This is a genomic window from Trinickia terrae (assembly GCF_005144415.1).
Classification (GTDB): domain Bacteria; phylum Pseudomonadota; class Gammaproteobacteria; order Burkholderiales; family Burkholderiaceae; genus Trinickia_A; species Trinickia_A terrae.
The window spans coordinates 188431-214860 of the sequence record NZ_SWJE01000004.1; the positions used below are offsets into that span (position 1 = coordinate 188431).

Sequence of the window (26430 nt, forward strand, 5' to 3'; positions counted from 1 at the left end):
CTGCGCAACAGCGAACATCGATCTCGACATCACGCGCTCACTTCACACTTCGGTCTCACTTCGCCGCCGGCGCCGGTTGCACGACGAGCTGCGCATTCGGCAGCACGCCGAACGTCGACGGCGCATACAGCGCCTCGACGCGCGTCGGCGGCAGGCCGAACGTGCCGACGTTGTTGAGCCGCGCCGTGTACTCGACCGAGAACTTGCCCTTCGGCACGTACTCGTAATACGCGCGATAGCCGTCGAAGCCGCGCTCGACGAACGCCGGCCACGTGTCGCCGCGCTGCTTTTCGCCTTGTGCCGCCGACTCCGAATCGCGCCCGAGGCCCGAGCCGAGGATCGTCGCGCCTGCCGGCACCGGATCGTTGACGACGACCCAGGTCATGTCGGTCTGCGCGTCGATGTCGAGGTGTACGCGCACGATGTCGCCGCGCGTGTAAGCGCCCTTGACCGCTGGTTCGAGCGCCGTCACCGTCTTGGTGATCCGGTACCCGGCCGCGAACGGCGCCTTCAGCGCGACGGCGGCGAGGCTTTCGATCGTCGCCCACGGCTTGCCCGTGCCTTCCTGCGTCAAGGTGAGCGGCGTCGCGGCGTTTTGCGCCGCCGGCCACGGAAGCAGCTCGCTGCGGACATTCACGGTACGGGTGACGGGCGAAGCGGCGACGCTCGAAGCCGCCGAAGCGGCGGCCGCGCCCCAGCCGATCGTCCTGGTCGCGCCGTCGAGCTGGATCTTCGTCTGCCCCGTGACCGGCGCGCTCTCGAACGCGCGCGAGAAGCGCTCGACCGCGAGCGATCCGTAGACGTTGGCCGTCGTCGTCTGCCATGCGCCGTTGCGTTGCAGCGCGAGCATGCCCGCCACGAGCCGTGGCATCTCGTCCTTCCAGCCGGGGTTGTCGACGAACGCGAGCGCCATGCGCGCGGCGTTGACCTCGTTGTCGGTCATCAGCCACCACAGGTTGTCGTCCGTTTCGGTCGAGAACGTCAGGCGCGTGCCCTGATAGGTGAGCCGCGCGCGCAGGATCTGCTCGGCCTGCGCGAGCTTGGCGTCACGGTCGGGCGCGTTCTTCAGCCGCGACAGGATCTGGTAGTAGTCGAGCACCGCCGAGGTCGGCCACTGGTTCGGCGCGATTTCGATCGAGCCGAGCATGCGCGCGTTGGCCGCGCCGTAGCGCGAGAGCGCTTCGATCGCCGCGAGCTTGCGCAGGTCTAGATCCTTGCGCGGCGCCCAGAAGTTGCGCGCGATGCGGCCCTCGACAAAGCCCGTCAGGCCCGCTTCCAGCTTGCTGCGCAAGTCGTCGGAGAGGGCGAGGCGCGCATCGAGCTTCGACGCCTCGTCGGTGACGGCGAGCAGGTAGGCGGAGAGAGCCGGGCTGCCGCGATTGTCCGCGTCGTCGGCGGGCGGGAAGTAGTTGGCGAGGCCGTCGCGGTCGAGATAGACGGGCATCCGCGCGAGCATCGCCTGCCATTGCGCCGCGTCGCGCAGGCCGATCGCGCGCGAGGTCTGCTGCTCGAGGCAGCTGTACGGATAGCGCTGGAACCAGCGCGTGACGCCCGGCATGCCGTCGGAGAGCTTCGGCTGCAGCGAGACGGCTATGCCCCCGCGCAGCACGCCTGCTTGCGCTGGGGTTGTGTATGCGGCGGCGTTTGCGGGGGCCGCAATCGGGATCGACAGCGTGCCGTCCACCTGCGCGAGCGTCGCCTGCTGGACCGTGACGGGGACCGCCGCGGTCACGCGTTGCGAGAGCTTCATCGCATCGGCCGCGTGGGCGCCGCCTTGCTCGGCGGCGTTCACGGTCCAGGCGAGCGCGGGCGTCGGCGCATCGGCGAGGCCGTCGGGCGCCGTGACGGTCCAGGCGATTTCCTGAGCCGAATCGGGCGCGAGCTCGACGGTTTGCGGCGAGAGCGCGAGCGGCGCGGCATTCGGGGTGACGACGACCTTCATCGCGCGCGCGGTCGTATTGCGCACCGTGAACTGCGCGCGGAACTGGTCGCCCTCGCGCACGAGCGGCGGCAGGCCCGAGATCAGCTGCAAGTCCTGCGTGCTGCGGATCGATGCGCTGCCGGTGCCGAACTGGCCCGTGCCGACCGCGCCGATCGCGACGATGCGGAAGCTCGTCAGCGAGTCGTTGAGCGGCACTTCGACGCTCGCCTGGCCGTTCGCATCGAGCGTCACGCGCGGATTCCACAGGAGCAGCGTGTCGAACAGCTCGCGCGTTGCGCTGTGTCCGCCGCCGCCGCCCGCCGGCACCGCCTTGCGGCCGAAGTGGCGGCGTCCGACGATCTCCATTTGCGCGGTCGACGTCTCGACGCCATAGGCGCGCCGCTGCAGCATGGCATCGAGCACCTCCCAGCTTTGGTTCGGCATCAGCTCGAGGAGCGCTTCGTCGACCGCCGCGACCGCGATCTGCGTGCCCGCCGGCGCGGGCTTGCCGCCCGGCAGCTGCACGCGCACGGTGACGCGCGCCTTGTCGCGCACGGGGTAGGACTTCGCATCGGGCGTGACCGTTACCGCGAGCCGGTGCGCCGCGGTGCCGACCTTGATCTCGGCGAGCCCGTAGCGGAACGCGGGCTTCGAGAGATCGACGAGCGGCGTCGGCGCCTCGTATTGGCGGCCTTCGTACCAGAACGCGCGCACCCATTCGAGCGGCGCCTTCCAGCCCCAGGTGAAGAACGAGTACCAGGGCACCTCGTGGATGCGTCCGCGCAGCGCCAGCACCGACACGTACACGTTCGGCCCCCACGCTTCGTTGACCTTGAGCTCGACGGTCGGGTCCTTGCCGTCGAGCTGCACGACGTGCGTCTCGACGATGCCTTCGCGCTCGATGGCGACGAGCGCCGTCGCGAAGCGGAACGGCATGCGCACCTGGAAGCGCGCGGTCTCGCCGGGCTCGTAGCTGGTCTTCTCCGGGAGGACGTCGATGCGGTCGGTGTTCTCGCCGCCGAACCAGAGCTCGTCCTCGCGCGTGACCCAGACCGACGTGCTCGCCGTCGACTGATGTCCGTCGCCGTCCTTCGCGATGGCGATCAGGTCGACGTTGCCGGCTTCGCGCAGCTTGGCGTCGCAGGCGAGCAGGCCGTGGTCATCGCTCTTGCCGCTGCACAGCGTGCCGAGGTCGCGCGTTTCGGTGTGGTTGTCGTACGCATAGAAGCCGCCGACCATGCGCTTGCGCGAGGTCGTCATGATGCGCGCGACGCCGCGCACTTCGAGGGCGACGCCTGCGCGCGGCTTGCCTTGCAGGTCGACGGCGAGCGCCGTGACGGGCACCGTGTTGCCGACCGACACCCAGCGTCCCGACTTGATCCCGGCGACGACCGCCGCGGGCCACAGCGTGGCGTTGCCGCCGATCGTCTGCACTTCGCCGTTCGGGTCGGCGAAGGTGGCCTCGAGCGCGAGGCGCTTGGGCGCGTCCACCTCGGGCAGGTTCTTCAAGACGAGGCTGCCCGAGCCGTTGCGATCGAGCGTGAGGGGCGCCTTGTCGGCGACGAGCTTGGCGACTTCCTCGGCCTCCTGCGTGTCGCTGTTTTCGTCGGAGGAGGCGTTCTCGTCGCCTGAGGCATTCTGGTCCGCGTGACGGCGGTAGGGGACGAAGCTGAAATCGGGGAAGCGGTCGGTGAAGGCGGGCGTCGTGGGCTTGACGAGCGCCGACACCTGCACGGGCAGATTCGATGCCGCACCGCCCGAGACGTAGTCGATCTGCACCGCAACCGGCGCTTCCTTCGCGGCGACGAGCGGGCTCGGTTTCTCGTTGCGCACCGCGATCGAGCCTTTGAACACCGGCAGGCGGAATTCCTCGACGCGGAAGCTGCCGCTGTCGTAGCTCATATGCGGGGCGTCTGCGTTGCTGCTGTCGTCGTCGTCGTTTTTATCGCTTTGGCCGCCGCCGGCGCTCGTGTCTGCTTTCGCGCCGCCGTCGTCGAGCGACACGCTGTATTCGCCGAGCTTGGCCGCCGCTGGAATCGTGAACGTCGAATCCGCGGTGTGATCGGCGGCCCACGTGAGCGGCAGACTGTAGGTCTGCCCGCTGCCGAGATGGCGGATCGTGACGCGCGTCGGGTACTGCTTTGGAAACGCGAAGCCATGCAGCGTCTCGACGCGGATCATGTGCTTCATCGACACCGTCTCGCCCGCGCGCAACAGCGTGCGGTCGAACACCGTATGCGCGCGCACGCTCTGCTCGGCGCTGAAATCGGTCGGCACGTTGAAGCGCCACGATTCGATGCCTCGATTCCAGTCCGATTGGACGAAGGCCATGTCGGGGCCGGTCTTGGGATCGTCGATGCGCGCCGACGCGAAGAAGCCATAGAAGCGTGAATCATCGCAGCGCTTGGCCGGCTCGAGCGGCCCGTCGATGGTCAAGAGGCCATGCGCGTCGGTCTTGCCCGCGGCGACCTGGTCGCCGTTGCAATCGGAGACGCGCACGTCGGCGTTCGGCACGGGCTGGCCTTTATCGAGCGTCGTCACCCAGACGACGCTGTTCTCGCGGCCTTGCTTGAAATGCACGCCGAGGTTCGTGACGAGCACCGCGGTGCGCACGTACATCGGCACGCGCTTGCCGAGCAGCGACGCGCCCAACGCGGGCGACGCCAGCTCGATCACGTAGAAGCCCGGCTTCGCGACCGGCACGCCGACGACCTCGAATGGCCGCAGCGTCTTCGGATCGGCCTTCGGCAGGCTCAGCGTCTCGACGCCTTGTTGCCCGGCGAGCAAGGACAGCGAGCGGACGTCGATCTGCGGGTTCTTGCGGTTTTCGCGAGCGCCGGCATTGGCGGCTTGGTCGCCCTCCGCATCGTCGCCGTTGCGCGGCGGCGGAATGATCACCGCGTTCTTGTTGCGCGCGAGCAGGCCGGGCATCAGCTTGTCGATCGACGACTTGTCCATGCCGTAGCTGTCGAAGCGCTCGACGAGCTGCATCCAGCGGCGGATGTCGCTGTCCGCGCCGACCTGCAGCGTCGCGAACTGCGCGAGGCCGCCCGAGTTGAGGCCGGCGACATGCAGGTCCGCTTCGACGTTGCGCAAGGTGACCGGCACGAGCGGGGGCATGTGCGGTTCCGCGTAGCGCTCGATGATGCCGAATGTCGACGAGGAGAACTTGGCGAGCGGCGGCATTGGCGCCGTGCGCGTTTTCAGCGGGAACAGGTCGGCGTTGACGAGCGGCCTGCCGCTCACGTCGTGCAGCGATTTGGGGACGTCGACGGTGAGCTCCGCGCTCTCGGGCAGCGGCGCGGCGAATTCGACCGCCGCGGTTTCCGGGTCCTTGTCGTCGGGCGCGAAGGTCGGGGCGATCGCGCCGTTGGGGCCTTGCACGCGGATCTGCTCGGCGTCGGCGCGCTTGATCGGCGCGTTGAATTGCAGGCGGATCGGCCGCAACGGCGTGCAGGGCGCTTTCGCGTTCTCGCGCTCGCACGAAAAACTCGCGGCAAACGGCTCGCGCACCGTGTAGTCGAAGCGCCGCTCGACATCGTTCGCGATGCCGCTCGGACTGGCGACACCCTTGCCGTACACGAGCTGCATCTTCGTGTTCGACGGCAGGGCTTGCTGGCAGGCGAGCGTCAGCAAGCGGTCGCTTTCTTTCTTCAAGCGAAAGCGCTCGATGAGCGCACGGCGCGTCGCCGCATCGGCGTATTGGACGGGAATGCGATTGCCGAGACCGTTCGATTCGCACCAGACATGCTCGCGCACCGACGCTTCGTTCGCCGGGCCGTTGAGCGTCAGGATGAAGACCTGGTTCTCTTCGATCTCTCCGCTGCCCGGCCTCACGTCGACAGGAAAGGGGCCGCCCGTCTCGAACATGAAGCGGCGCGTGCCTGTCACGGCATTGCCGGCGCTCGACTTCAGGCCGCCGTTGAGGTCGAGCGTGCAGCGCACGCCGGGCGGCAGGTCGCTGGCGAAGTCGTAGGCCCAGGTTTTCTCGTCGATCCAGCGGCCCTGGCCGCTCGTCGCCGCCGCGTCGCTGCAATGAAGCTGCGCTGGGTTCGGCAAATCAGGCGCGCCGAACGGGACCATCGCCTCATCGAACTTGACGACGGCCTGCCGCACTTGCGTGACCTTGCCCTGCGGCGACACGCTGACGGTGCGCGCTGCATCGGCGCGCCACGCCGTGGCGCCGAGGAGACCGATGACCGCGGCCGCCGCGACGGCCCACATGCATGCTTGTTTTGATTGACTGCTTCGCATCGACCGCGCTCCTGAAGGCTTTCAGAGTGGGGCGATTCTACCTGAGCGCAGTAAGCGCCTGTAAGGCAGACAAGTGACACGCTGACAAGCGAAGGCGCTTGACTTAGAGTGCACTCGAACTCCTAACCTTGGTGCTGTCATGTCAAACGCACTCACGATCGGCCAGATGGCCGCGGCCACCGGCGTCTCGACGCATACGCTGCGCTACTACGAGCAGGCCGGCTTGATCCGGGCTGTCGCACGCACGGAGGCGGGGCACCGGCTCTATTCGGGCGCCGACCGCGACTGGCTCCTGTTCCTGATGCGCCTGAAGGCGACCGGCATGCCGATCGCGGGGATGCAGGCCTTCGCGGAACTGCGTGCCCGCGGCGACGCGACGGTGCACGAGCGGCGCGAGATGCTGGCCGCGCATCGCGATGCGGTGCTGGCGCAGATCGAGCAGTTGCGGACCAATCTCGAGGCGATCGACGAAAAGATCGTGTATTACGCCGCGCTCGAGGCGGACATGACAGGTACGAACGACAACCCTCAAACCGTCAAGGATTCGCCATGGAAAACACGAATGCACACGCTCAAGCCGACCGCTACTCACGAGGATGGGACAAGCTGAAGGAGATCGACGGCGCGGCCGGCGAGCGCGTCGCCGCGGCGCTCGCGCCGATCGCGCCGGATTTCGCCCGCCTCATGGTCGAGTTTGCGTTCGGCGACATCTACAGCCGGCCGCAACTCGACTTGAAAGCGCGTGAGATCGCGACGATCGCCGCGCTCGCGGCGCTCGGCAATGCGCTGCCGCAGTTGAAGATCCATATCGAAGCCGCGCTGAACGTCGGCTGCACGCGCGACGAGATCGTCGAGGTGTTCATGCAGATGGCCGTCTACGCGGGTTTTCCGGCGGCGCTGAACGCGTTGTTCGCGGCGCACGAGGTGTTCGAGCGGCGCGACGAACGCGAACGGGTGTGATGCGTGCACCGCGCCGCGTGGGCAATGCTCAGGCGGCGTCTGTCGATGCTGCCTGAGCGGCATGCACGTGGCGCGAGCTGACGCGGCGCCAGTAGAGAAAGAGCCCGCCGCCCGCCACCGCGAGGCTGGCGGCGTTGGCGGCCCAGAAGCCGCGCGCGCCGGTGAGCCAGTGCGGCACGCCGCCGCCGATGTCGAAGCCGAGCCAGTAACCGCCGCCGAGCCCGACGCCCCATAGCGCGACCGCATAGATGATCGTCGGCACGATCACGACCTTGTACGCGCGCAGCACGAATGCGGTGCTGACCTGCAGCGCGTCGAACAGGTGATAGACGGTCACGATCAAGACGAGCGGCATCGCCGCCTCCGCGACGTTGGCGTTCGGCGTATAGCCCGAGACGATGAGCGGCCGCAGCAGCGCCACCGCGAGACCGAAGCAGCAGGCGATCGCGCAGGCCATCGCGATGCCGTGCCGCGAGAGCGTGCGCGCCGCTTCGGGCTTGCGGGCGCCGAGTGCCTGCGCGACGAGTGTGGAAGCGGCGATGCCGATCGACAGCGGCATCATGTAGAGCACGGCGCCGATGTTGCCGGCGATCTGGTGCCCGGCGAGCGTGGTCGTGCCGAAGCGCGCGATGAAAAGCGCCATGAAGGTATAGGACGTCACTTCGATCAGGTACGACAGGCCCATCGGCAAGCCGAGCTTCAGAAGCTCCGCCTGGCGCCGCCAGACCGGCCAGCAAAAGCGCGAGAAGATCGCGAACGGCCGGAACACATCGAGCCGCGCGAGGAGCGCCATGCCGGTCGCGGCGAGCGCCCAGTTGATCGCGATGCTCGCGAGCGCGCAGCCGGGGCCGCCGAGCGCCGGCACGCCGAGCCCGCCGAAGATGAACCACGTATTGAGCGGAAACTTGACGATGAGCGCTGCGACTTGCAGGAACATCACGAGCCGCGGCTTGCCGACGGCGTTCGTGAGCGAGTTGTAGATGCGGAACACGAGTGCGGCCGGCAGGCCGAACGCGAGGATGCGCAGATAGGCGACCGTGCGGTCGTGGAGCGCTTGCGGCGCACGCGCGATGCGCAGCAGCGGCTCGGGCGAGTAGAGAATCCAGAAGCCGACGGCGGCGAGCGCCGCGGCGAGCCACAGCGCCTGCCGGACTTCCTCGCCGATCTCGGCCTCGCGGCGCGCGCCGAAGAGCTGCGCGGCCACCGGCTGCAGCGCAACGAGGATGCCGGTCAGGCCGATGTAGACCGAGACGTAGATCGACGCGCCGAGCCCGAGCGCGGCGAGATCGATGGCGGAGTAGCGGCCGACCATCGCCGTGTCGATCACGCCGAACGCGATGATCGCAAGCTGGCCGACCAGCACCGGCCATGCGAGATTCGAGATCTTGCGCACGTCGGCGAGCATGGCCGGCATCAATCCTTCGGATGACGGTAGAGGCGGCGCTTGATGGTCGCCGGCGGCGGCTTCGGACGGTCGACGCGCACGTAGAGGCGGAAGCGCTCATCGCGGTCGGCCGCGCGCCGGCCTTCCCAGACGAGCTTCCAGACGTAGCTCAGCATCGGGCTCGGGGCGCTGAAATCCTGCGTGTCCTGGCGCAGGATCACGTCGCAATCGTCGGCGAACGAGAACTGCATGTCGCCGAAGTAGGCGAAGGTGGCGATTTGCGCGTCGCCGAGGCGGATCGGCGAGATGCAGGTGTAGTCCTCGGGCAGGTGCGCGGCGATTTGCAGCGCGACGTCGCGATAGGTCCGGCTGTAGTTGACGATCGGCAGCCACAGTGTCATCAGGAGCACCCACATCAGCGTCGTGCCGGCGCTCGAGAGCACCACGCTGCGCCATAGCACCTTCGGATGCCGCGCCAGCCGCCAGCGCACGAGCGCGAACCAGCTGAGCGTCACGGCCACGGCGCAGGCGAAGCTGATCGCGCTGAATTGTCCCGTGTAGCCAGGCACGAGCCGCGCGAGGTTGTGCGCGAGCTGTTGCGGGTGGCCCGTCAGGCTGGCGAGCCACACGAGCCAGACGAAGGTGCCGAGGATCGTGAAGGAGAGCAGCGCGAACCAGTCGATCGCGTTGATGGCGCCGCGCTTCAAGGTGGGCAGCGCGAAGGCCGCGAGCGTCGCGAGAGGCGGCAGCAGCAGCATGTAGAGCAGGTTGCTCTGGTGGCTTTGCAGCACGACCAGCACGAGGAGCGGCGCGATCACGAGCAGCGGGATCGCCACGTGCGGTTTGCGGCGCAGGCCGCTCCAGCTGAACCATGTCCAGATCGCGAGCGGCCACGCGGGCCAGGTGAAGAGCGGCAGGTTCTTCAGCGCGTAGACGAGCACGTAGCCGGGCGGCGCGGAGAAGCGGTAGAAGCTGCCGTTCACCCATTGGTTCAGGAACCAGGTGGCGTCGGCGGGATAGGTGGAGAGCGCGGCGATCGGCCACGAAATCGCGAGCGCGACCGCGAGCGGCAGGCCGACCAGTGGCCGCCAGACGGTGCGTACTTCGGGCACGATGACGACCATCGCGAACGTGCCGACGAGGAGTGCGCCGACCACGAGCGGATTGCTCGTCAGCGCGGTGAGCCCAAGCGCTGCACCCCACCAGAGCGCGCCTTGCAGGGGCTTGTCGATGCCGCGCACGAGCCCGTAGACGAGCATCCCGATGCAGACGAACTGCGCGAGCTGCGGCGTCGTTTCGTGGCCGCGCTCGGCGAGCCCGAAGCAGGCGAGCAGGATCAGGAGCGCGCCGTCGGCGAGCGTGCGGCCATAGTCGCGCGGCTCCGGCTCGCCGCCGAACGCGTACTTGAACGGCTGCACCTCCGCGCGGCGGCCGAGCAGGTAGGCCGTGTACCAGACGAACGCGCAGGCCGCGCAAAAGAGCAGGCCCGTGAAGACGCGCGAGGCGTTGCTCGCATCGACCCACGGACTGAGCGCGCGGATCGACGCGGCGCCGAGCCAGTAGCCGAGCGGGCCGTTGTCGGTAATGTACTTGCCGACGAGATTCGGCAGCAGCCAGTCGTGCGTGCCGCCGTTGGCCATCGTCCACATCACGCCGAAGCCGGCCGCGTCTTCGTTCTTCCACGGATCACGGCCGAAGAGGCCGAATGCGGCATAGACGATGGTCAGCGTGAGCAGGAGCCAGCGCGGCAGCGCGCGGGTGGCGGAGGCAGTGAGGCGGACAACGGGTCTCATGCAGATCGGGCGGATATCGGTAGGCGGTTCTTCCCGCCTGAAGTGCGGCGCGGGCTTTTTTGAGCATCCGGCATTGTAGACGGGGCGGCTCTTCTGGGGCAGCACACCTTACAGCCCGCAATGAAAGGATGCGTTTGGCAATGCCTGGAAAGGTCCGGAAACAGGAAAGCGGGACAACCTGCGGATATCGCACCTTGCCGGGCGCGATATGCGTATTTGTGTTTGCAATGTGCGACAAAAAGGGCAGCCCGAAGCTGCCCTTTTCTGTTTCGAGCCGGAGCGGGCCTGCCGTGAGCGAGTGCCCGAACCTGCTGCGGTATTACTTCGCTGCCTTGGCGGAAGCGCGTGCACCGAACTTCTTGTTGAACTTCTCGACGCGGCCTGCCGTGTCCATGATCTTTTGCTGGCCGGTGTAGAACGGGTGCGATTCCGACGACACTTCGATCTTCGCGAGCGGGTAGGTCTTGCCGTTGAATTCGGCCGTTTCCTTGGTCACGATGGTCGAGCGCGTCACGAACTTGAAGTCGTTCGACATGTCGATGAACAGGACTTCGCGGTAATTCGGGTGAATGCCTTCTTTCATGGTCTTTCCTTTTAGTCTGGCGGTAGCCAGCCCGCTGACGCCTGTGTGACGTTCCCGCGCGAGCCACTTGCCTAAGGTCGAAAAACCGCGATTATGCCACAAAATCAGGTGGTTGACGAATTTTTGGGGCCTGTGCCGATTTCGCCGCCTGGCGTGCCCGGCGCCGCGCCCAGCACGCCGGTGCGGGCCGGGTCCTGCCGGTAATAGCGCGCGAGCAGCCGGTACAGCTCGGGGTATTCGGCTTCGAACTGTCGCGGCTTCACGAACAGCGCCTCCGTGCAGACGGCAAAGAATTCCGACGGATGGTCGGTCGCGTACGGATCGATCAGCGATTCGCGCTCGAAGCGCGCCCAGCGCCGCTCGGGCACGGCGTCGACGCGGGCGCAGAACTGGTCGTAGGCGTGATCGAACACGTCGGCCCAGCCGGCGGCGTCGAGCGGTGCGTGCCAGCGTCTGAAGAGCGGAGGATGGCCGTCGGTCTCGCCCGTCAGCATGTCGATCTTGTGCGCGAACTCGTGGATAACGACGTTGTAGGCGTCCTGGCCGTCGGTCATCTGCGCGTCCTCCCACGACAGGATCACCGGACCGCCTTCCCAGGCCTCGCCGCTCGCGTCGTGCTCGACTTCGTGCACGACGCCGTCCTCGTCCTCGACGGTCTTGCGGATGACGAATTCGCCCGGATACACGACCACGCCGACCCAGCCGCGATACAAGTCTAGGCTCAGGTTAAGCACCGGCAGGCACGCCTGCACGGCGATCGCGACCGTCATCGCGTCGGTCAGCTCGAGCTCGTGCGCCGTCGAAAACTCCTTCTGCGCGATGAAGAGGCTCGTCAGTTCGCGCAGGCGCGCGAGATCGGCTGCATCGAGGTGCGAGAGGAAGGGCAGGCCGTCGAGCGTTGCCTGCCAAATGTCGTCGGCAATGGCGTGTTCGCGAAGCGCACGGCTGCGGCGCCGGTCGCCGAACCACTGGGTGAGTTTGGATAGCATCGTCGAAGCGAAACGTAACTCAATTGATCTGCTTTTGCCACGCTGTGTATAGACCGGGGACATGGTTGACACACGTGCGAGGACATCGTTGACACATTAGGTTGTGGTGTCCAGTCGGCGCAAGTCAAGTGTCATGAGCCGGTGGTGGGCGAGATAAAAGTCGTAGATGCCGTCAGCACCGGCGCGTTCGCGCGCGGCGATATCGAGCTGGTAGAGCGCCTTTATTTGCTCGGCCAAGGCGTCGCGGATCTGCCGCAGCGACTGCGTCGGATAGCGATTGCGTCCGCCTTCGACGCTCTCCAGCGGCCGCTTGAGCATCTCGACGATGCCGGTCAGTGAAAATCCGAGCGAGCGCAGCCGCAGGATGCGCCCGAAGCGTTCGAGATCGCGCTCGTCGTAGAGCCGGTAGCGTCCTTCGCTGCGAGACGGCGTGACAAGCCCGCGTTCTTCGTAATACTTGAGGGTTCGAGGTGTGACGCCGAGCCGTTCGGCGGCGTCGCGAACCGTGAGGAGCGTGGCGGGTTCTTTGTCCATGGATGGCGTGCCGATATGAACGAGTGTCGGCAGTTTGGCGGAACGTGAACGTTCACGTACAGGTTGGCGCATGCCTTGGCGAGACAATGAACCATTGCGCACAGGCGAAAAAAAACCGCCCGCTGTGCGGACGGTTTCGTGTTGCGAGCGGGGCGGGGAGTATCAGCCGCCGCGGCGCATCAGATCGAAGAACTCGGAATTGCCCTTCGTCTGGCGGATCTTGTCGAGCAGGAATTCCATCGCCTCGACTTCGTCCATGTCGTGGATGAACTTGCGTAGCACCCAGATCTTCTGCAGCACTTCGGGCTTGATCAGCAGCTCTTCGCGGCGCGTGCCCGACTTGTTCAGGTTGATCGACGGGTACACGCGCTTTTCCGCGAGACGCCGTTCGAGGTGCACTTCCATGTTGCCGGTGCCCTTGAACTCTTCGTAGATCACGTCGTCCATGCGGCTGCCGGTTTCGATCAGCGCCGTGCCGATGATGGTGAGCGAGCCGCCTTCCTCGATGTTGCGCGCCGCGCCGAAGAAGCGCTTCGGACGCTGCAGCGCGTTGGCGTCCACACCGCCCGTCAGCACCTTGCCCGAGGCCGGGATCACCGTGTTGTAGGCGCGCGCGAGACGCGTGATCGAGTCGAGCAGGATCACGACGTCGTGCTTCATCTCGACGAGACGCTTGGCCTTCTCGATCACCATTTCGGCGACCTGCACGTGACGCGTGGCCGGTTCGTCGAACGTCGAGGCGATCACTTCGCCCGCCACCGAGCGCTGCATTTCCGTCACTTCTTCGGGGCGCTCGTCGATCAGCAGCACGAACAGGACGACATCGGGATGGTTCTGCTTGATCGCGTGCGCGATGTGCTGAAGCATCACGGTCTTGCCCGATTTCGGCGATGCGACGAGCAGGCCGCGCTGGCCTTTGCCGATCGGCGCGATCATGTCGATGATGCGGCCGGTGACGTTCTCTTCGCCGCGCATTTCGCGCTCGAGCAGCAGCGGCTTGTTCGGGTGCAGCGGCGTGAGGTTCTCGAACATGATCTTGTGTTTCGAGGCCTCGGGCGGCTGCCCGTTGACTTTGTCGACCTTTACCAGCGCGAAGTAGCGCTCGCCGTCCTTCGGTGTGCGGACTTCGCCTTCGATGGTGTCGCCGGTGTGGAGGTTGAAGCGGCGGATCTGCGACGGGCTGATGTAGATGTCGTCGGTGCTCGCGAGGTACGACATTTCCGGCGAGCGGAGGAAGCCGAAGCCGTCGGGCAGCACTTCGAGCGTGCCGTCGCCGAAAATGGTCTCGCCGGTCTTGGCGCGCTTCTTGAGAATGGCGAACATCAGTTCCTGCTTGCGCAGGCGGTTCGCGTTTTCGATCTCGAGGCCGTTCGCCATCTCGATCAATTGCGACACGTGCTGAGACTTGAGCTCGGATAAATGCATACGGAAATCCCGTCGGGGAAAGAAGGTGCGACGAAATGAAATCTGGGAGGAGGAATCGAGCGGAACCGCTCAGGGACTTACATGTCTTCTTGAAGTCTTATGATTCTAGCATAGCACACGCAAAAACCCGCCCGGGCGGCGGATCGACGTGCGCGCCGCGCGTGTTGTCCACTCACAACACGCGCGGTAAATGACGATTAAAGGTTGCTGTCGAGGAACGCCGTCAGTTGCGACTTCGACAATGCGCCGACCTTCTGTGCGGCAACCGCGCCGTTCTTGAACAGGATCAGCGTGGGAATGCCGCGCACGCCGAACTTCACCGGCGTCGATTGATGTTCGTCGACATTGATCTTCGCGATTTGCAGACGGTCGCTGTAATCCTTGGCGACTTCGTCGAGGATCGGGGCGATCATTTTGCAGGGACCGCACCACTCGGCCCAGAAGTCGAGCAGGACGGGTTTATCGGATTTCACGACGTCCTGTTCGAACGATGCGTCGCTAATGTGCTTGATTTGTTCGCTCATGTATGAAATACCTCTTTTGGTTCGAGGCCCGCCTGAAAAATTGCTCGCCACGATACACCAAAACTGGGGAAAGTTCCGTTCGCGCTAACGCTCAATGATTACCGGAAGAAACGCGGCGAGGCGATGCTTCGAAGCGCTTTCGACGTACCGGCAACCGCAGTTTGCGGGTCATCCGTGCGTCATATTAGCTTAAATTGCTATGCGTTGCCGCTGGCGATAGTACTCATTCGCACAGTAGGGTTGTATGCGCCGCAACGTCTCGCCCGGACCTCACCAAGCCTTTATGGGCCTTCGGTTACGGCTCCAAAGTGGAGGCTCTGCTGGCAAATGCAAGTGGCGTCGCGAGCTGGATTCTCGCGATTTCATTCGCGCTGTGTCTCGACCGATGATAGAATGCGCCGTGACGGGCCTCCTCGCATGGAGGGGCGGTCAACCTGGTCAGGTCGGGAACGAAGCAGCCACAGCCGTTTTCCACCAGTGCCGAGGGTCGGGCTCGTCACCTTCCGCTTTTCCTTTCCCCCGCTTTCAATTCCCCCATCGGCTGTCACTTGTCGTCCGTCGGCGTTGGTGCGTCGCGTCTTTCGTTGTCGCGCTCGAAGCTCGGCGCCGGGCGCGCATGAATCGTCTTGGCGCCACAGCGTTGCTGATACAATTTCCGGATGACCTATCAAGTTCTCGCACGCAAATGGCGACCGAAGGATTTCGCTTCGCTCGTCGGACAAGAACACGTCGTGCGCGCGCTCACGCACGCGCTCGACGGCGGGCGTCTGCACCACGCCTATCTGTTCACCGGAACCCGCGGCGTAGGCAAGACGACGCTCTCGCGCATCTTCGCCAAGGCGCTCAATTGTGAAACCGGCGTGACCGCGACGCCGTGCGGCGTGTGCCGTGCGTGCCGCGAGATCGACGAGGGGCGCTTTGTCGACTATGTCGAGATGGATGCGGCGAGCAACCGCGGCGTCGACGAAATGGCGGCGTTGCTCGAGCGGGCGGTGTATGCGCCGGTCGATGCGCGCTTCAAGGTCTACATGATCGACGAAGTGCACATGCTGACCAACCACGCGTTCAATGCGATGCTGAAGACGCTGGAAGAGCCGCCGCCGCACGTCAAGTTCATTCTCGCGACCACCGATCCGCAAAAGATCCCCGTGACGGTGCTGTCGCGCTGCCTGCAATTCAATCTGAAGCAGATGCCGGCCGGGCATATCGTCTCGCACCTCGAGCGGATTCTCGGCGAAGAGCAGATCGTGTTCGAGCCGCAGGCGTTGCGGCTGCTTGCACGTGCGGCCGAAGGCAGCATGCGCGATGCGCTCTCGTTGACCGATCAGGCGATTGCCTATTCGGCGAACCAGGTGACCGAGGACGCGGTTCGCGGCATGCTCGGGGCGCTCGATCAAAGCTACCTGATTCGCTTGCTCGACGCGCTCGTGGCCGGCGACGGCCCGCAGGTGCTGGCGGTCGCGGACGAAATGTCGCTGCGCAGCCTGTCGTTTTCGAATGCGCTGCAGGATCTGGCGGGCTTGCTGCACCGGATCGCGTGGGCGCAGTTCGCGCCGTCGTCGGTGCTCGACGAGTGGCCCGAGGCGAGCGACCTGCGCCGTTTCGCGGATGCGCTGACGCCCGAACAGGTGCAGCTCTTCTATCAAATCGCGACGATTGGCCGAAGCGAGCTGGGTCTCGCGCCCGATGAGTATGCGGGCTTCACGATGACCTTGCTGCGCATGCTCGCGTTCGAACCGGCAGGGCCGGGCGGCGGCTCGACTCCGGCGCCGCGGGCGGCGAAGCCAGGCGTTGCCGGTAGTGCCGACCGGAGGCCGGCTGCCGCGCCGACGGTTGCCGCACAGGCGGCGCAAGTTCCGCGATCGGCAACTGCGGAGCAGCAGGGCGCGGGGTCTATGCGCAGTGCGCGGTCTGCAATAACACAGCCGGAAGCCGGCAACGCGCCGAAAGCCACTGAACCCGAGCCTCCTTCGGAGAAGTCCGGGAGCGCAGCGAGTGCGAATTCCGCAACGGTCACGCCCGCTGCCGTGCCGATCGAGCAGCAGATTTCTTCCGGTACGACCACGTCGACCGTGCTGGAGATCGCTGACACACAAGCTTCTGCGACTCAGGAGGCAGCTGGCCAGCCCGCCGGGCAGGCTCCGCTCTCCACTGCATCCCCTGCGCCTGAGCCAACGCCCGCATCCGACGCCGCGCCACGCCAGCGCGCAAGCGGCGCCAGCGCAGCACTGGATGTGCTGCGCAACGCCGGCATGCGCGTGTCGACGGAGCGAGGCCGAGCCGCCAATGCGGCGCCGGCCGCCGTTCCGAAGGGCGCTGCGCCGCAAGTCAAGGTCCCGGTGCCCACGCCGCGTGCCGTGCGGCGGGAGGAACCGGCAGGGTCATCCCCCGGCGCAAACGCCTCGCCGACGCCTCCCTGGGACGACATCCCGCTCGACGACTACGTTCCGGCTTCCGCCGAGGACGCCTACTTTGCGCCGCCCGACGACAACTTCGTCCCGGCCTTCGACAGCGGCCGCGACGACGCGCGGGCGGAAGCAAAAAGCGCCCAGCCCGCATTGCCGGTGGTCGATTTGCGCTCCCTGCCGCCGCCTGTCCCGCTAGACGCAATCGGCTTCGAAGGCGACTGGCCTGCGCTTGCCGCCAGCCTGCCGCTGAAAGGCATTTCCTACCAGCTCGCGTTCAACAGCGAATTGACCGAAGCCGCGGGCAACTGCTTGAAGCTGAGCGTGCCCGTGCCGCAATACGCGGAAAGCTCGCAGGTCGCAAAGCTCAAGGCGGCGCTTGCGGAAAAGCTCGGCAAGCCGGTCGATGTGCAAGTCGAAGTCGGGCCGGCGCGCCGCACCGCCGCGGCGCTCGATGCCGCGGCGCGCGCCGAGCGCCAGCGCGAAGCGGAGCGCGAGATCGGCGCAGATCCGTTCGTGCAATCGCTGATCCGCGACTTCGGCGCGAGCATCGTGCCGGGCTCGATTCGGCCGATCCTGCCGGATGCCGGGGCGGGCGCCGGCAGCGCCGCGCGCTGAACCCGATACAACGCACCGTTTCCACACATTCGCGGGGTGTCGCCCATGACGCGCCGCCATGAAAACCCAAACGATCACGAAGGAGCAAGTCCATGATGAAAGGTCAACTCGCCGGGCTGATGAAGCAGGCCCAGCAGATGCAGGAAAACATGAAGAAGATGCAGGAGCAGCTTGCCCAGATCGAAGTCGAAGGGCAGTCGGGCGCCGGTCTCGTCAAGGTCACGATGACCTGCAAGAACGACGTGCGACGCGTGCAGATCGACCCGAGCCTGCTCGCCGACGACAAGGACATGCTCGAAGACCTCGTGGCCGCGGCCTTCAACGACGCCGTGCGCAAGGCCGAGGCCACAGCGCAGGAAAAGATGGGCGGCATGACAGCAGGCCTGCCGCTGCCGCCGGGCTTCAAGCTGCCGTTCTGAGCGGCAGCCGCATCTGATCGACAGCGCCGATTCGCATGAAACCACCTTCCGCCTTGTCGGCGCTCGTCGAAGCGCTGCGTGCGCTGCCCGGCGTCGGACCCAAGTCCGCGCAACGGATGGCGTACCACCTGATGCAGCACGATCGCGAAGGCGCCGAAAAACTCGGCCAGGCGCTGCTGTTCGCGACCGAGCATCTGCAGCACTGCGAGAAGTGCAACACGTTCACCGAAGCGCAGATCTGCGAAGTCTGCAGCGACGAGGAGCGCGATCCGACGCTCTTGTGCGTCGTCGAAACGCCCGCCGATCAGATCATGCTCGAACAGACGCTGACCTATCGCGGGCTCTATTTCGTGCTGATGGGGCGGCTGAGCCCGCTCGACGGCATCGGCCCCAAGGAAATCCATTTCGACCGGCTCGTGAAGCGCGCCTCGGACGGCATCGTCAAGGAGGTTGTGCTCGCAACCAACTTCACGAATGAAGGCGAGGCGACTGCGCACTACCTTGGGCAGACGCTGAAGGCGCGCGGCCTGTCGGTGACGCGGCTCGCGCGCGGCGTGCCGGTCGGCGGCGAGCTCGAGTATGTCGACGCCGGCACGATTGCCCGCGCGATGCTCGACCGCCGCGCGCTCTAGCAGGAAACGCCATGACCGCACCCACCACCGGCCCGCTCGCGGGCATCAAAGTCCTCGAGCTCGGCACACTGATCGCGGGACCGTTCGCCGCGCGCTTTCTCGGCGAATTCGGCGCCGACGTGATCAAGATCGAAGACCCGAACGGCGGCGATCCGCTGCGCAAATGGCGCAAGCTCTATCCGGAGGCCGGCGGCACGTCGCTGTGGTGGGCGGTGCAGGCGCGCAACAAGAAGTCTGTGACGATCAACCTGAAGGCGGAAGAGGGCAAGGAGATCGTGCGGCGGCTCGCCAAGGAGGCGGATGTCGTCGTCGAGAATTTCCGCCCGGGGCTTCTGGAAAAGCTCGGGCTCGGCTACGACGTGCTTTCGGCGCACAACCCGGGGCTCGTGATGGTCCGCTTGTCGGGCTACGGGCAGACGGGGCCCTACCGCGATCGTCCCGGCTTCGGCGCGATCGCCGAGTCGATGGGCGGGCTGCGTCATATCACCGGGTATCCGGATCTGCCGCCGCCGCGCATCGGCATCTCGATCGGCGATTCGATCGCCGCGCTGCATGGGGTGATCGGCGCGCTGATGGCGCTGCATCACAAGCAGGTCAACGGCGGCAAGGGGCAGGTCGTCGACGTCGCGCTCTATGAAGCCGTCTTCAATATGATGGAGAGCGTCGTGCCCGAGTACGGCGTATACGGGATGGTGCGCGAGCGCACCGGCGCGTCGCTGCCGGGCATCGTGCCGTCGAATACCTACCCGTGCAAGGACGGCAGCATCGTGATCGGCGGCAACAGCGATCCGATTTTCAAGCGCCTGATGACGGCCATCGATCGTGCCGATCTCGCGGACGAACCCGGTCTTGCACACAACGACGGCCGCGTGCTGCGCACCGAGGAAATCGACGGTGCGATCGCCGCGTGGCTGTCGAGCCGCACGATCGACGAAGCGCTCGAGGTGCTCAATGCGGCCGACGTGCCGGTCGGGCGCATCTACAGCGTCGCCGATATGTTCACCGATCCGCAGTACGCCGCACGGCAGATGATCCAGCATTTCAAATGGCAGGACGGACGCGATATCGCGCTGCCGAACGTGACGCCGAAACTGTCGGAAACGCCGGGCGAAACGCGCTGGCTTGGGCCCGAACTCGGCCAGCACACGGACGAAGTGTTGCAGTCGCTGGGTTATGACGCGGACCGTATCGCTGCGTTGCGCGAGCAGAAAATCATCTGACACGCAGCCTGAGCGCGTTTACGGCGTGATGACAATCTTGCCGGTCACGCGCCGTTCCGCCATGTCGCGCAGCGCGCGCGGCGTGTCTTCGAGCGCATAGCGCGCCGAGACGAGCGGGCGCAGCTTGCCTTCCCGCATCCAGCCGATCATCTGCTCGAAGGCCGCCGCGTTGCGCTGCGGCTCGCGTTTCGCAAACTCTCCCCAGAATACGCCGACGAGGCTCGCGCCTTTGAGCAACGCCAGATTCAGCGGCAGCTTCGGAATCTCGCCATTGGCGAAGCCGACGATCAGATAACGCCCGCGCCAGCCGATGCTGCGAAACGCCGGTTCAGCATAGACGCCGCCGACCGGGTCGTAGATCACGTCCGGGCCTTGGCCGCCGGTCAGCGCCTTGATACGTTCGCGCAGGTCTTCGCGCGCATAGTTGATCGTCGCATCGGAGCCGTGCTCGGCGCAGACGGCGAGCTTCTCGTCGCTCGACGCTGCAGCGATCACGCGCGCGCCGAGCGCCTTGCCGATTTCGACGGCGGCCAGCCCGACGCCGCCTGCCGCACCGAGCACGAGCATCGTTTCTCCGGCCTGCAGCGCGGCGCGATCGACGACCGCGTGATGCGAGGTGCCATACGCCAGCGTCAACGCCGCGGCGACCGCGAGATCGGCCTCGTCGGGCAGCGGCACGCAGGCGCCTGCCGGCGCGAGCGCTTGCTCGGCGAAGCCGCCCAGCGCGGTGTAGGCCGCCACGCGCATGCCGGGCCGCAAGTGCGTCACGCCGTCGCCCACCGCGCGCACGATCCCGGCGACTTCCGCGCCCGGCGTAAACGGCAGTTCCGGTTTGAGCTGGTACTTGTTCTCGATGATGAGCACATCGGGAAAGTTGACGCTGGCAGCTTTTACGTCGATCACGACCTGACCTGCCTGCGGTTGCAAGTCGGGCAGCGTCTCGACGGTCAGGCTTTCCGGCGGTCCGAACTGGTTGCAGCGGATGGCGCGCATCGTGTGTCTCCTATGCTGTGCAGCTTGGCGAAAGCGTGGCGAATCCGGGGGGCGGGAATTCGGCTCGCTGCAGTGTAAACCACGGCGAACGGCCGTACGTTTCCCGACGCGCCGCGCATGCCGCCAAGCGCCCCCTGGACTGTCGTTCGCGTGCCTTCTTTCCTCGGTTACAATCGCCGCATGCGAATCCTACTGAGTAACGACGACGGTTATCTGGCGCCCGGGCTCGCCGCGCTCTACGAGGCGCTCAAGCCGCTGGCCGATATCACGGTGATGGCGCCCGAGCAGAATTGCAGCGGCGCATCGAACTCGCTGACGCTGTCGCGGCCGCTGTCCGTGCTGCGCTCGGCCAACGGCTTCTACTATGTGAACGGCACGCCGACCGACTCCGTTCACATCGCGCTCACCGGCATGCTTGACGACAAGCCCGATCTCGTTGTGTCGGGCATCAACAACGGCCAGAACGTCGGCGAAGACACGCTGTATTCGGGGACCGTCGCCGCCGCGACGGAAGGCGTGATGTTCGGCGTGCCGGCCATCGCGTTTTCGCTCGTCGACAAAGATTGGGCGCATCTGCAAGACGCCGCTCGCGTGGCGGTCGACATCGTCCGGCATTTCCTCGCCAATCCGCTGCCTGGCCATCCGCTTCTGAACGTGAACATTCCGAACCTGCCGTATGAGCAGTTGAGCGATTGGCAAGTGACGCGCCTCGGCAAACGCCATCCTTCGCAGCCGGTGATCCGCCAGACCAACCCGCGCGGCGAGCCGATCTACTGGATCGGTCCTTCGGGCGCCGCGCTCGACGCGAGCGAGGGCACCGATTTTCACGCGCTGGCTAACGGCCAAGTGTCGATCACGCCGCTGCAACTCGATCTCACTCATACGCACATGCTGTCCGCGACGCGCGAATGGGCGCGCGCCGGCCGTCACGCTTCATGACCAGCGAACGCGCGAAGCGTTTTCCCCTGGATCTCGCCGATCTCAAGCGCGAGCCGCGCAAGCCGCAAGGCCGCGTGGGCGAGCGCGTGTCTGCGGCGAGGCCGGAGCCCGCTCGCGCGCCAGCGCGCACGCATGATGCGCGCGTCGAACGCCACGCCGCCAAGACGGCGGACAAGGGCAGCACGCCGAACGTCGCTTTGAACGGCGCGCTTGCGCTGACATCGGAACGGGTTCGCGAGCGGATGGTCGAACGCCTTCGGGCGAACGGCGTGACCGATCCGCGCGTGCTGAACGCGATGTCGGTCGTGCCGCGCCACATGTTCGTCGATCCAGGCCTCGCGACTCAGGCCTACGAAGATGCGGCGCTGCCAATCGGCCATCACCAGACGATTTCGAAGCCGTCGGTCGTCGCACGGATGATCGAGCTTGCGGCTGCGGGTCGCAATCTCGACCGCGTGCTCGAGATCGGCACCGGCTGCGGCTATCAGGCCGCCGTGCTGAGCCAGGTGGCGCGAGACGTGTATTCGATTGAACGCATCAAGCCGCTTTACGAACGCGCGAAGACCAATTTGCGTCCGCTGCGCGTGCCGAACATCCGCTTGCATTACGGCGATGGCCGCATCGGCCTGCCGATGGCGGCGCCGTTCGATGCGATCGTGATCGCCGCGGCGGGGCTCGATGTGCCGCAGGCGCTGCTCGAGCAGCTCGCTGTCGGCGGACGCCTCGTGGCGCCGGTCGGCGCGCAGAGCGGACAGGCCCAGGTGCTCACGCTCGTCGAGCGTCTCGGGCCCAGCCAGTGGCGCGAGTCGCGGCTTGATCGCGTTTTCTTTGTACCCTTAAAATCCGGAGTGATTTGACACCGATGAGTATGTTGCGCGCGATGCAAAGTAATAGTTCGAATGTGCCGTTGACCGTAGCTCAGCGTGCCGTCTGTGTGGTGGCGCTCTCTGTGCTCACGGCTTGCGCGACGCGGCTCGATAATGCGCCGGTCGTCGACCGCTCCACCGGCCAGCTGGGCGCCGCGCCTGCCGCTGCCGCTCCGGTCCCGCTCGGCCCGCCGCCTCCCGGCTACTACCGCGTGAAGCCGGGCGATACGCTTTACCGGATCGCGCTCGAGAACGGCCAGAATTATCGCGACATCGCAACCTGGAACAATCTCGCCAATCCGAATCAGATCGAAGTCGACCAGTTGCTGCGCGTCGCGCCGCCGGGCTCCAATCCGGCGGCAACGACACCGGGCGTCGCGACCGCGCCGATCGGCGGCGGCGCGGTGCAGAGCGCGCCGCTCGCGAACAACGCGCCGGCTCCCGCGGCTGGCGCGAACGCGGCCCAGCCGCCGATCTACGGTTCGGCTCCCGCCGTGACGACGATTCCGCCGCAGCCCGGCGCCGGCGATACCGGTGCGGCGCTCGCCAACATCGCTTTCGCGTGGCCGGCGCGCGGCCCGATCCTCGGCACGTTCGACGATGCGAACAACAAAGGCATCAACATCGGCGGCCCGGCGGGTACCCCGGTGCAGGCGGCGGCGGACGGACGCGTCGTCTACGCCGGAAATGGGCTGCGCGGCTACGGCAATCTCATTATCATCAAACATGACGCAACTTATCTCACCGCGTATGCACACAACCGTGCTTTGATGGTAAAAGAGGGGGACGCGGTGACCAAAGGGCAGAAGATCGCCGAAATGGGCAATAGCGATTCGGACCGCGTGATGTTGCATTTCGAAGTTCGACGGCAGGGCAAACCTGTCGACCCGATGAAGTACCTGCCGCCGCAATAAGCGAAACGATCATGCCGAAATCGAAGCGCCGCCCGCCGCAAGATGAGACCGAAACGCTCAGCCGTGTAGCGCACGCACTGGAGCAGGACTCCGGCGCTTCGACGAGCGAGCCCGATGACGAAGTCGTCGAGAACGAGCGCGAGCTCGAAGAGCATCACAACGGCACGGACGATTCGGGCGAGATGGCAGATTCGGCCGGCGAAGCCGCACCTGATCCCGACGACTTCCGCGCACTGCTTCAGGCCGAGCTGACTGCCGACACGATTCAGCACTATCTGAACCGTATCAGCGTGAAGCCGTTGCTCACCGTCGAGGAAGAGCAGCGCTATTCGCGGCTCGCGAAAGCGGGCGAGTTCGAGGCACGGCAGGTGATGATCGAGCGCAATCTGCGGCTCGTCGTCAGCATCGCGAAGGGGTATCTGAATCGCGGCGTGCCGCTGCTGGACCTGATCGAAGAGGGCAACCTCGGCCTTATGCACGCGATCGAGAAATTCGATCCGACACGCGGCTTCCGTTTCTCGACCTACGCGACTTGGTGGATCCGTCAGAGCATCGAGCGCGCAATCATGAACCAGGCGCGCACCGTGCGCCTGCCGGTGCATGTGATTCGCGAGCTGAACCAGGTGCTTCGCGCCAAGCGCCATCTGGAAAAGAATTCGATGAATTCGAGCGAGGCCGCCGACCGCCGCGACGCGAGCATCGACGACATCGCCTACCTGACCGGCAAGACGACCGACGAGGTCACCGATATCCTCGCGCTGAACGAGCATACGGCGTCGCTCGATGCGCCGCTCGACCTCGATCCGGCGAGCAGCCTTCTGGATCTGCTGTCGGACGACCAGAGCCAGTCACCCGACGCCGAAGTGCAGCACCGCGAGCTTGAAACGTTGACGCGCGCGTGGTTGTCGCGTCTGTCGGACAAGCACCGGCATGTGATCGAACGCCGCTTCGGCCTGAATCACATCGAGCCCGCGACGCTCGAAGAGCTCGCGGACGAAATGGGCCTCACGCGCGAACGCGTGCGGCAGATCCAGCAGGAAGCGCTCGTGCGCTTGAAGCGCTTTTTCGCGTCCAACGGTGTGCGCAAGGACGCAGTTCTCTAATGAGCAGCCCCCACGCTCTCTTCGTTCGCTGCCCCCGAGGGGGCGGTCAGTACGCTTGGGGCGGCCCGGCGCGCACTGACTAATCGATGATTCCCATTCTTGTTTTCGACATCGAGACGATTCCCGATGTCGGCGGCATTCGCCGTCTCGAAGATCTTCCCGCCACGCTGACCGACGCCGAAGTTGCTGAATACGCTTTCTCTGCGCGCCGGGAAAAGACCGGCAGCGATTTCCTGCCGCACCACCTGCAACGCGTCGCGGCGATCTCCTGCGTGTTCCGCGACCGCACCGGCTTGCGCGTGCGCTCGCTCGGCACACCCGAGGACGACGAGGCCGCGCTGATCCAGTCGTTCTATCGCGTGATCGAGAAGTACACGCCGCAGCTCGTTTCGTGGAACGGCGGCGGGTTCGATTTGCCGGTGCTGCACTACCGGGCGCTCGTCCACGGCGTCCCTGCGTCGCGCTATTGGGATCTCGGCGAGGACGATCGCGAATTCAAGTGGAACAACTACATCAGCCGCTATCACTCGCGCCACACGGACTTGATGGACGTGCTCGCGATGTATCAGGCGCGCGCGAACGCGCCGCTCGACGCGCTCGCGAAACTGTGCGGTTTTCCCGGCAAGCTCGGGATGGACGGCGGCCAGGTCTGGACGGCGTTCCAGGACGGGCGCATCGAGGAAATCCGCAACTACTGCGAGACGGACGTCGTCAACACCTACCTGCTGTACTGCCGCTTCCAGCTGATGCGCGGCGCGCTTTCGCAAGACGAATACGCCGACGAGATCGCGCTGGTCAAAAGTACACTGGCGCAGGAGCCGGCGCCGCACTGGGCCGAGTATCTGGCCGCCTTCGAGAGCTGAGATCTCTTTTTTGCCGGGATCGTTTTAGTCGAGTTCCAGCAGCACGGGCTGATGATCCGAGGCGTGCGTGGCGCTGTCGATTTCGCAGCGCCGCAAGCGCGGCCGCAAGTCTTCGGTGACGAACACGAAGTCGCATGCCATGGGACCTGACGACCACTGTTTCGTATCGTAGACCCCGGCCGTCATCGGCGGCGTTTTGCCAGGGTGCGACTCGGTCCAAGCGTCGACGAAGCTGGGAGCGTGGTGTGGATTGTCGTCCAATGGCGCGATGAAGCGACGGTACGCTTCGCTGTCGAACTCGCTGTTGAAATCGCCGCAGACGATCGCGCTAACCGGACGCGCGGTGGCGGCGAACGGGCCAGTCGCGTTTTCCGCTGGCGCCGGGCGTGCGGCATGTGCGGCGGCTTCCAGATGGAACGCGCGTAACGCATCGACCTGTGCGAGCCGCTGTTCGAGCGAATAGAACTCCAAGTGCGTCGTCACGACGCGCACAGACCCGCCGGGCGCTTGCAGCACCGCCTCCAGCGCCACACGCTGCATCGACGGCGCGGCGGGATCCGCCGGCCACGGCAACGCATGACGGAATACTTGCGCGACAGGCAGGCGCGTTGCGATCGCATTGCCGAATTGCCGCCTCGGCGCACTGGGTGCGAGCGGCGGCAAATCGGCGCCGATCGCCTCGATCACGGTAAATCCCGGCAGTGCGGCGGCCAGCTCCGCGAACTGGTCGCTCGAGGGGCCGCCCGGCAGTACGCCGAAACCGCGCGTGATTTCCTGCAGGCAGAGAACGTCGAAATCGGCAATCCGCTTTGCTTCGCCGAGCGTGCGGGGCAGATCGACATCGCCGCTCGCATCGCGTCCCCACTGGACATTCCAACTGATCAGTCGCATCGTCAAATCTCCGTCGCAGTTAGCCGTTCGTCTACAATCTCGCCTTTGTCCATGTCGGTGTGCGCCGGGCTGTCCCAGGCGTATCGACGCCCCCGCGCGGGGTCTCATCTCTGTCAGGAATTAGCTGGTGTCCGAATCTCCCAACCGTAACGTGCGCAAGCTGAAAAGCGCGTCGGCGCCGTCCGGCGCTCCCGTTAGCG

Annotated in this window: 21 protein-coding genes and 1 other RNA gene; 12 read left to right on the forward strand and 10 right to left on the reverse strand. The window is 65.9% G+C overall.

Annotated elements, in window-relative coordinates; all coding sequences use genetic code 11:
* Positions 1 to 55: 55 nt before the first annotated feature.
* Entirely contained in the window at positions 56 to 6145 is a 6090-nt protein-coding gene (locus FAZ69_RS08670; protein WP_240702156.1) for an alpha-2-macroglobulin family protein, read from the reverse strand.
* A gap of 169 nt (positions 6146 to 6314) precedes the next feature.
* Here FAZ69_RS08670 and FAZ69_RS08675 point away from each other — a divergent pair, with 169 nt between their 5' ends.
* A complete protein-coding gene (locus FAZ69_RS08675) occupies positions 6315 to 6785 on the forward strand; it encodes a MerR family transcriptional regulator (RefSeq protein ID WP_136893540.1) in 471 nt (156 codons plus the stop codon).
* The gene (locus FAZ69_RS08680; RefSeq protein WP_136893541.1) at positions 6725 to 7135 is read left to right on the forward strand and encodes a carboxymuconolactone decarboxylase family protein; all 411 of its coding nucleotides are present in this window, start codon (positions 6725 to 6727) and stop codon (positions 7133 to 7135) included. The genes FAZ69_RS08675 and FAZ69_RS08680 overlap by 61 nt, the downstream gene beginning before the upstream one ends.
* A gap of 28 nt (positions 7136 to 7163) precedes the next feature.
* On the opposite strand, the gene FAZ69_RS08685 is transcribed toward FAZ69_RS08680, so the two are convergent.
* From FAZ69_RS08685 to trxA, 7 genes are all read right to left on the reverse strand, one after another.
* Entirely contained in the window at positions 7164 to 8540 is a 1377-nt protein-coding gene (locus FAZ69_RS08685) for an MATE family efflux transporter (RefSeq protein WP_136893678.1), read from the reverse strand.
* Positions 8541 to 8548: 8 nt separating this feature from the next.
* Complete coding sequence (locus FAZ69_RS08690) at positions 8549 to 10312, reverse strand: ArnT family glycosyltransferase (RefSeq protein WP_136893542.1); 1764 nt, start codon at positions 10310 to 10312, stop codon at positions 8549 to 8551.
* A 319-nt stretch (positions 10313 to 10631) separates the two neighbouring features.
* A complete protein-coding gene (locus tag FAZ69_RS08695; protein ID WP_136893543.1) occupies positions 10632 to 10895 on the reverse strand; it encodes a type B 50S ribosomal protein L31 in 264 nt (87 codons plus the stop codon).
* Between the two features lie 104 nt (positions 10896 to 10999).
* Positions 11000 to 11884, reverse strand: coding sequence for a M90 family metallopeptidase (locus FAZ69_RS08700; protein WP_136893544.1), 885 nt, complete (start codon positions 11882 to 11884; stop codon positions 11000 to 11002).
* 96 nt (positions 11885 to 11980) lie between these two features.
* Positions 11981 to 12418 (reverse strand): MerR family transcriptional regulator, encoded by a 438-nt coding sequence (locus tag FAZ69_RS08705; protein WP_136893679.1) that lies wholly within the window; start codon positions 12416 to 12418, stop codon positions 11981 to 11983.
* Positions 12419 to 12580: 162 nt separating this feature from the next.
* Positions 12581 to 13843, reverse strand: coding sequence for a transcription termination factor Rho (gene rho, locus FAZ69_RS08710; RefSeq protein ID WP_136893545.1), 1263 nt, complete (start codon positions 13841 to 13843; stop codon positions 12581 to 12583).
* Positions 13844 to 14040: 197 nt separating this feature from the next.
* A complete protein-coding gene (gene trxA, locus FAZ69_RS08715; RefSeq protein ID WP_136893546.1) occupies positions 14041 to 14367 on the reverse strand; it encodes a thioredoxin TrxA in 327 nt (108 codons plus the stop codon).
* A gap of 402 nt (positions 14368 to 14769) precedes the next feature.
* Between trxA and ffs the strand changes: the two genes are divergently transcribed.
* From ffs to FAZ69_RS08740, 5 genes are all read left to right on the forward strand, one after another.
* Positions 14770 to 14868, forward strand: an RNA gene (gene ffs, locus FAZ69_RS08720) — signal recognition particle sRNA small type.
* A 158-nt stretch (positions 14869 to 15026) separates the two neighbouring features.
* Entirely contained in the window at positions 15027 to 17390 is a 2364-nt protein-coding gene (locus FAZ69_RS08725) for a DNA polymerase III subunit gamma/tau (protein ID WP_136893547.1), read from the forward strand.
* Between the two features lie 92 nt (positions 17391 to 17482).
* A complete protein-coding gene (locus FAZ69_RS08730; RefSeq protein WP_136893548.1) occupies positions 17483 to 17809 on the forward strand; it encodes a YbaB/EbfC family nucleoid-associated protein in 327 nt (108 codons plus the stop codon).
* Between the two features lie 35 nt (positions 17810 to 17844).
* Complete coding sequence (gene recR / locus FAZ69_RS08735; RefSeq protein ID WP_136893549.1) at positions 17845 to 18441, forward strand: recombination mediator RecR; 597 nt, start codon at positions 17845 to 17847, stop codon at positions 18439 to 18441.
* 11 nt (positions 18442 to 18452) lie between these two features.
* Positions 18453 to 19661: a CaiB/BaiF CoA transferase family protein gene (locus FAZ69_RS08740; protein WP_136893550.1), complete on the forward strand. Its 1209-nt coding sequence runs from the start codon at positions 18453 to 18455 to the stop codon at positions 19659 to 19661.
* Positions 19662 to 19679: 18 nt separating this feature from the next.
* Here the strand turns inward: FAZ69_RS08740 and FAZ69_RS08745 are convergent, their stop codons facing one another.
* The gene (locus FAZ69_RS08745) at positions 19680 to 20654 is read right to left on the reverse strand and encodes an NADPH:quinone oxidoreductase family protein (protein ID WP_136893551.1); all 975 of its coding nucleotides are present in this window, start codon (positions 20652 to 20654) and stop codon (positions 19680 to 19682) included.
* A gap of 180 nt (positions 20655 to 20834) precedes the next feature.
* Here FAZ69_RS08745 and surE point away from each other — a divergent pair, with 180 nt between their 5' ends.
* The 5 genes from surE to FAZ69_RS08770 all read left to right on the forward strand — a co-directional run bounded on the left by surE (position 20835) and on the right by FAZ69_RS08770 (position 25339).
* Positions 20835 to 21593: a 5'/3'-nucleotidase SurE gene (gene surE / locus FAZ69_RS08750; RefSeq protein WP_136893552.1), complete on the forward strand. Its 759-nt coding sequence runs from the start codon at positions 20835 to 20837 to the stop codon at positions 21591 to 21593.
* Positions 21590 to 22450: a protein-L-isoaspartate(D-aspartate) O-methyltransferase gene (locus FAZ69_RS08755; protein WP_136893553.1), complete on the forward strand. Its 861-nt coding sequence runs from the start codon at positions 21590 to 21592 to the stop codon at positions 22448 to 22450. Before surE ends, FAZ69_RS08755 begins: the two co-directional genes overlap by 4 nt.
* A gap of 5 nt (positions 22451 to 22455) precedes the next feature.
* On the forward strand, positions 22456 to 23373 hold the full coding sequence (locus FAZ69_RS08760; RefSeq protein WP_136893554.1) for a peptidoglycan DD-metalloendopeptidase family protein: 918 nt from the start codon (positions 22456 to 22458) through the stop codon (positions 23371 to 23373).
* 11 nt (positions 23374 to 23384) lie between these two features.
* Entirely contained in the window at positions 23385 to 24476 is a 1092-nt protein-coding gene (rpoS, locus tag FAZ69_RS08765) for an RNA polymerase sigma factor RpoS (protein WP_136893555.1), read from the forward strand.
* 86 nt (positions 24477 to 24562) lie between these two features.
* Complete coding sequence (locus tag FAZ69_RS08770; protein WP_136893556.1) at positions 24563 to 25339, forward strand: 3'-5' exonuclease; 777 nt, start codon at positions 24563 to 24565, stop codon at positions 25337 to 25339.
* A gap of 24 nt (positions 25340 to 25363) precedes the next feature.
* Here FAZ69_RS08770 and FAZ69_RS08775 read toward each other — a convergent pair whose 3' ends face one another.
* Entirely contained in the window at positions 25364 to 26230 is an 867-nt protein-coding gene (locus tag FAZ69_RS08775) for an endonuclease/exonuclease/phosphatase family protein (RefSeq protein ID WP_136893557.1), read from the reverse strand.
* Positions 26231 to 26430: the final 200 nt, after the last annotated feature.

Bases quoted from the DNA above. Each gene is read 5' to 3' on its own strand.
- FAZ69_RS08670 (WP_240702156.1), bottom strand. From the start codon at position 6,145: ATGTGGGCCGTCGCGGCGGCCGCGGTCATCGGTCTCCTCGGCGCCACG.
- FAZ69_RS08675 (WP_136893540.1), top strand. From the start codon at position 6,315: ATGTCAAACGCACTCACGATCGGCCAGATGGCCGCGGCCACCGGCGTC.
- FAZ69_RS08680 (WP_136893541.1), top strand. From the start codon at position 6,725: ATGGAAAACACGAATGCACACGCTCAAGCCGACCGCTACTCACGAGGA.
- FAZ69_RS08685 (WP_136893678.1), bottom strand. From the start codon at position 8,540: ATGCTCGCCGACGTGCGCAAGATCTCGAATCTCGCATGGCCGGTGCTG.
- FAZ69_RS08690 (WP_136893542.1), bottom strand. From the start codon at position 10,312: ATGAGACCCGTTGTCCGCCTCACTGCCTCCGCCACCCGCGCGCTGCCG.
- FAZ69_RS08695 (WP_136893543.1), bottom strand. From the start codon at position 10,895: ATGAAAGAAGGCATTCACCCGAATTACCGCGAAGTCCTGTTCATCGAC.
- FAZ69_RS08700 (WP_136893544.1), bottom strand. From the start codon at position 11,884: ATGCTATCCAAACTCACCCAGTGGTTCGGCGACCGGCGCCGCAGCCGT.
- FAZ69_RS08705 (WP_136893679.1), bottom strand. From the start codon at position 12,418: ATGGACAAAGAACCCGCCACGCTCCTCACGGTTCGCGACGCCGCCGAA.
- rho (WP_136893545.1), bottom strand. From the start codon at position 13,843: ATGCATTTATCCGAGCTCAAGTCTCAGCACGTGTCGCAATTGATCGAG.
- trxA (WP_136893546.1), bottom strand. From the start codon at position 14,367: ATGAGCGAACAAATCAAGCACATTAGCGACGCATCGTTCGAACAGGAC.
- FAZ69_RS08725 (WP_136893547.1), top strand. From the start codon at position 15,027: ATGACCTATCAAGTTCTCGCACGCAAATGGCGACCGAAGGATTTCGCT.
- FAZ69_RS08730 (WP_136893548.1), top strand. From the start codon at position 17,483: ATGATGAAAGGTCAACTCGCCGGGCTGATGAAGCAGGCCCAGCAGATG.
- recR (WP_136893549.1), top strand. From the start codon at position 17,845: ATGAAACCACCTTCCGCCTTGTCGGCGCTCGTCGAAGCGCTGCGTGCG.
- FAZ69_RS08740 (WP_136893550.1), top strand. From the start codon at position 18,453: ATGACCGCACCCACCACCGGCCCGCTCGCGGGCATCAAAGTCCTCGAG.
- FAZ69_RS08745 (WP_136893551.1), bottom strand. From the start codon at position 20,654: ATGCGCGCCATCCGCTGCAACCAGTTCGGACCGCCGGAAAGCCTGACC.
- surE (WP_136893552.1), top strand. From the start codon at position 20,835: ATGCGAATCCTACTGAGTAACGACGACGGTTATCTGGCGCCCGGGCTC.
- FAZ69_RS08755 (WP_136893553.1), top strand. From the start codon at position 21,590: ATGACCAGCGAACGCGCGAAGCGTTTTCCCCTGGATCTCGCCGATCTC.
- FAZ69_RS08760 (WP_136893554.1), top strand. From the start codon at position 22,456: ATGAGTATGTTGCGCGCGATGCAAAGTAATAGTTCGAATGTGCCGTTG.
- rpoS (WP_136893555.1), top strand. From the start codon at position 23,385: ATGCCGAAATCGAAGCGCCGCCCGCCGCAAGATGAGACCGAAACGCTC.
- FAZ69_RS08770 (WP_136893556.1), top strand. From the start codon at position 24,563: ATGATTCCCATTCTTGTTTTCGACATCGAGACGATTCCCGATGTCGGC.
- FAZ69_RS08775 (WP_136893557.1), bottom strand. From the start codon at position 26,230: ATGCGACTGATCAGTTGGAATGTCCAGTGGGGACGCGATGCGAGCGGC.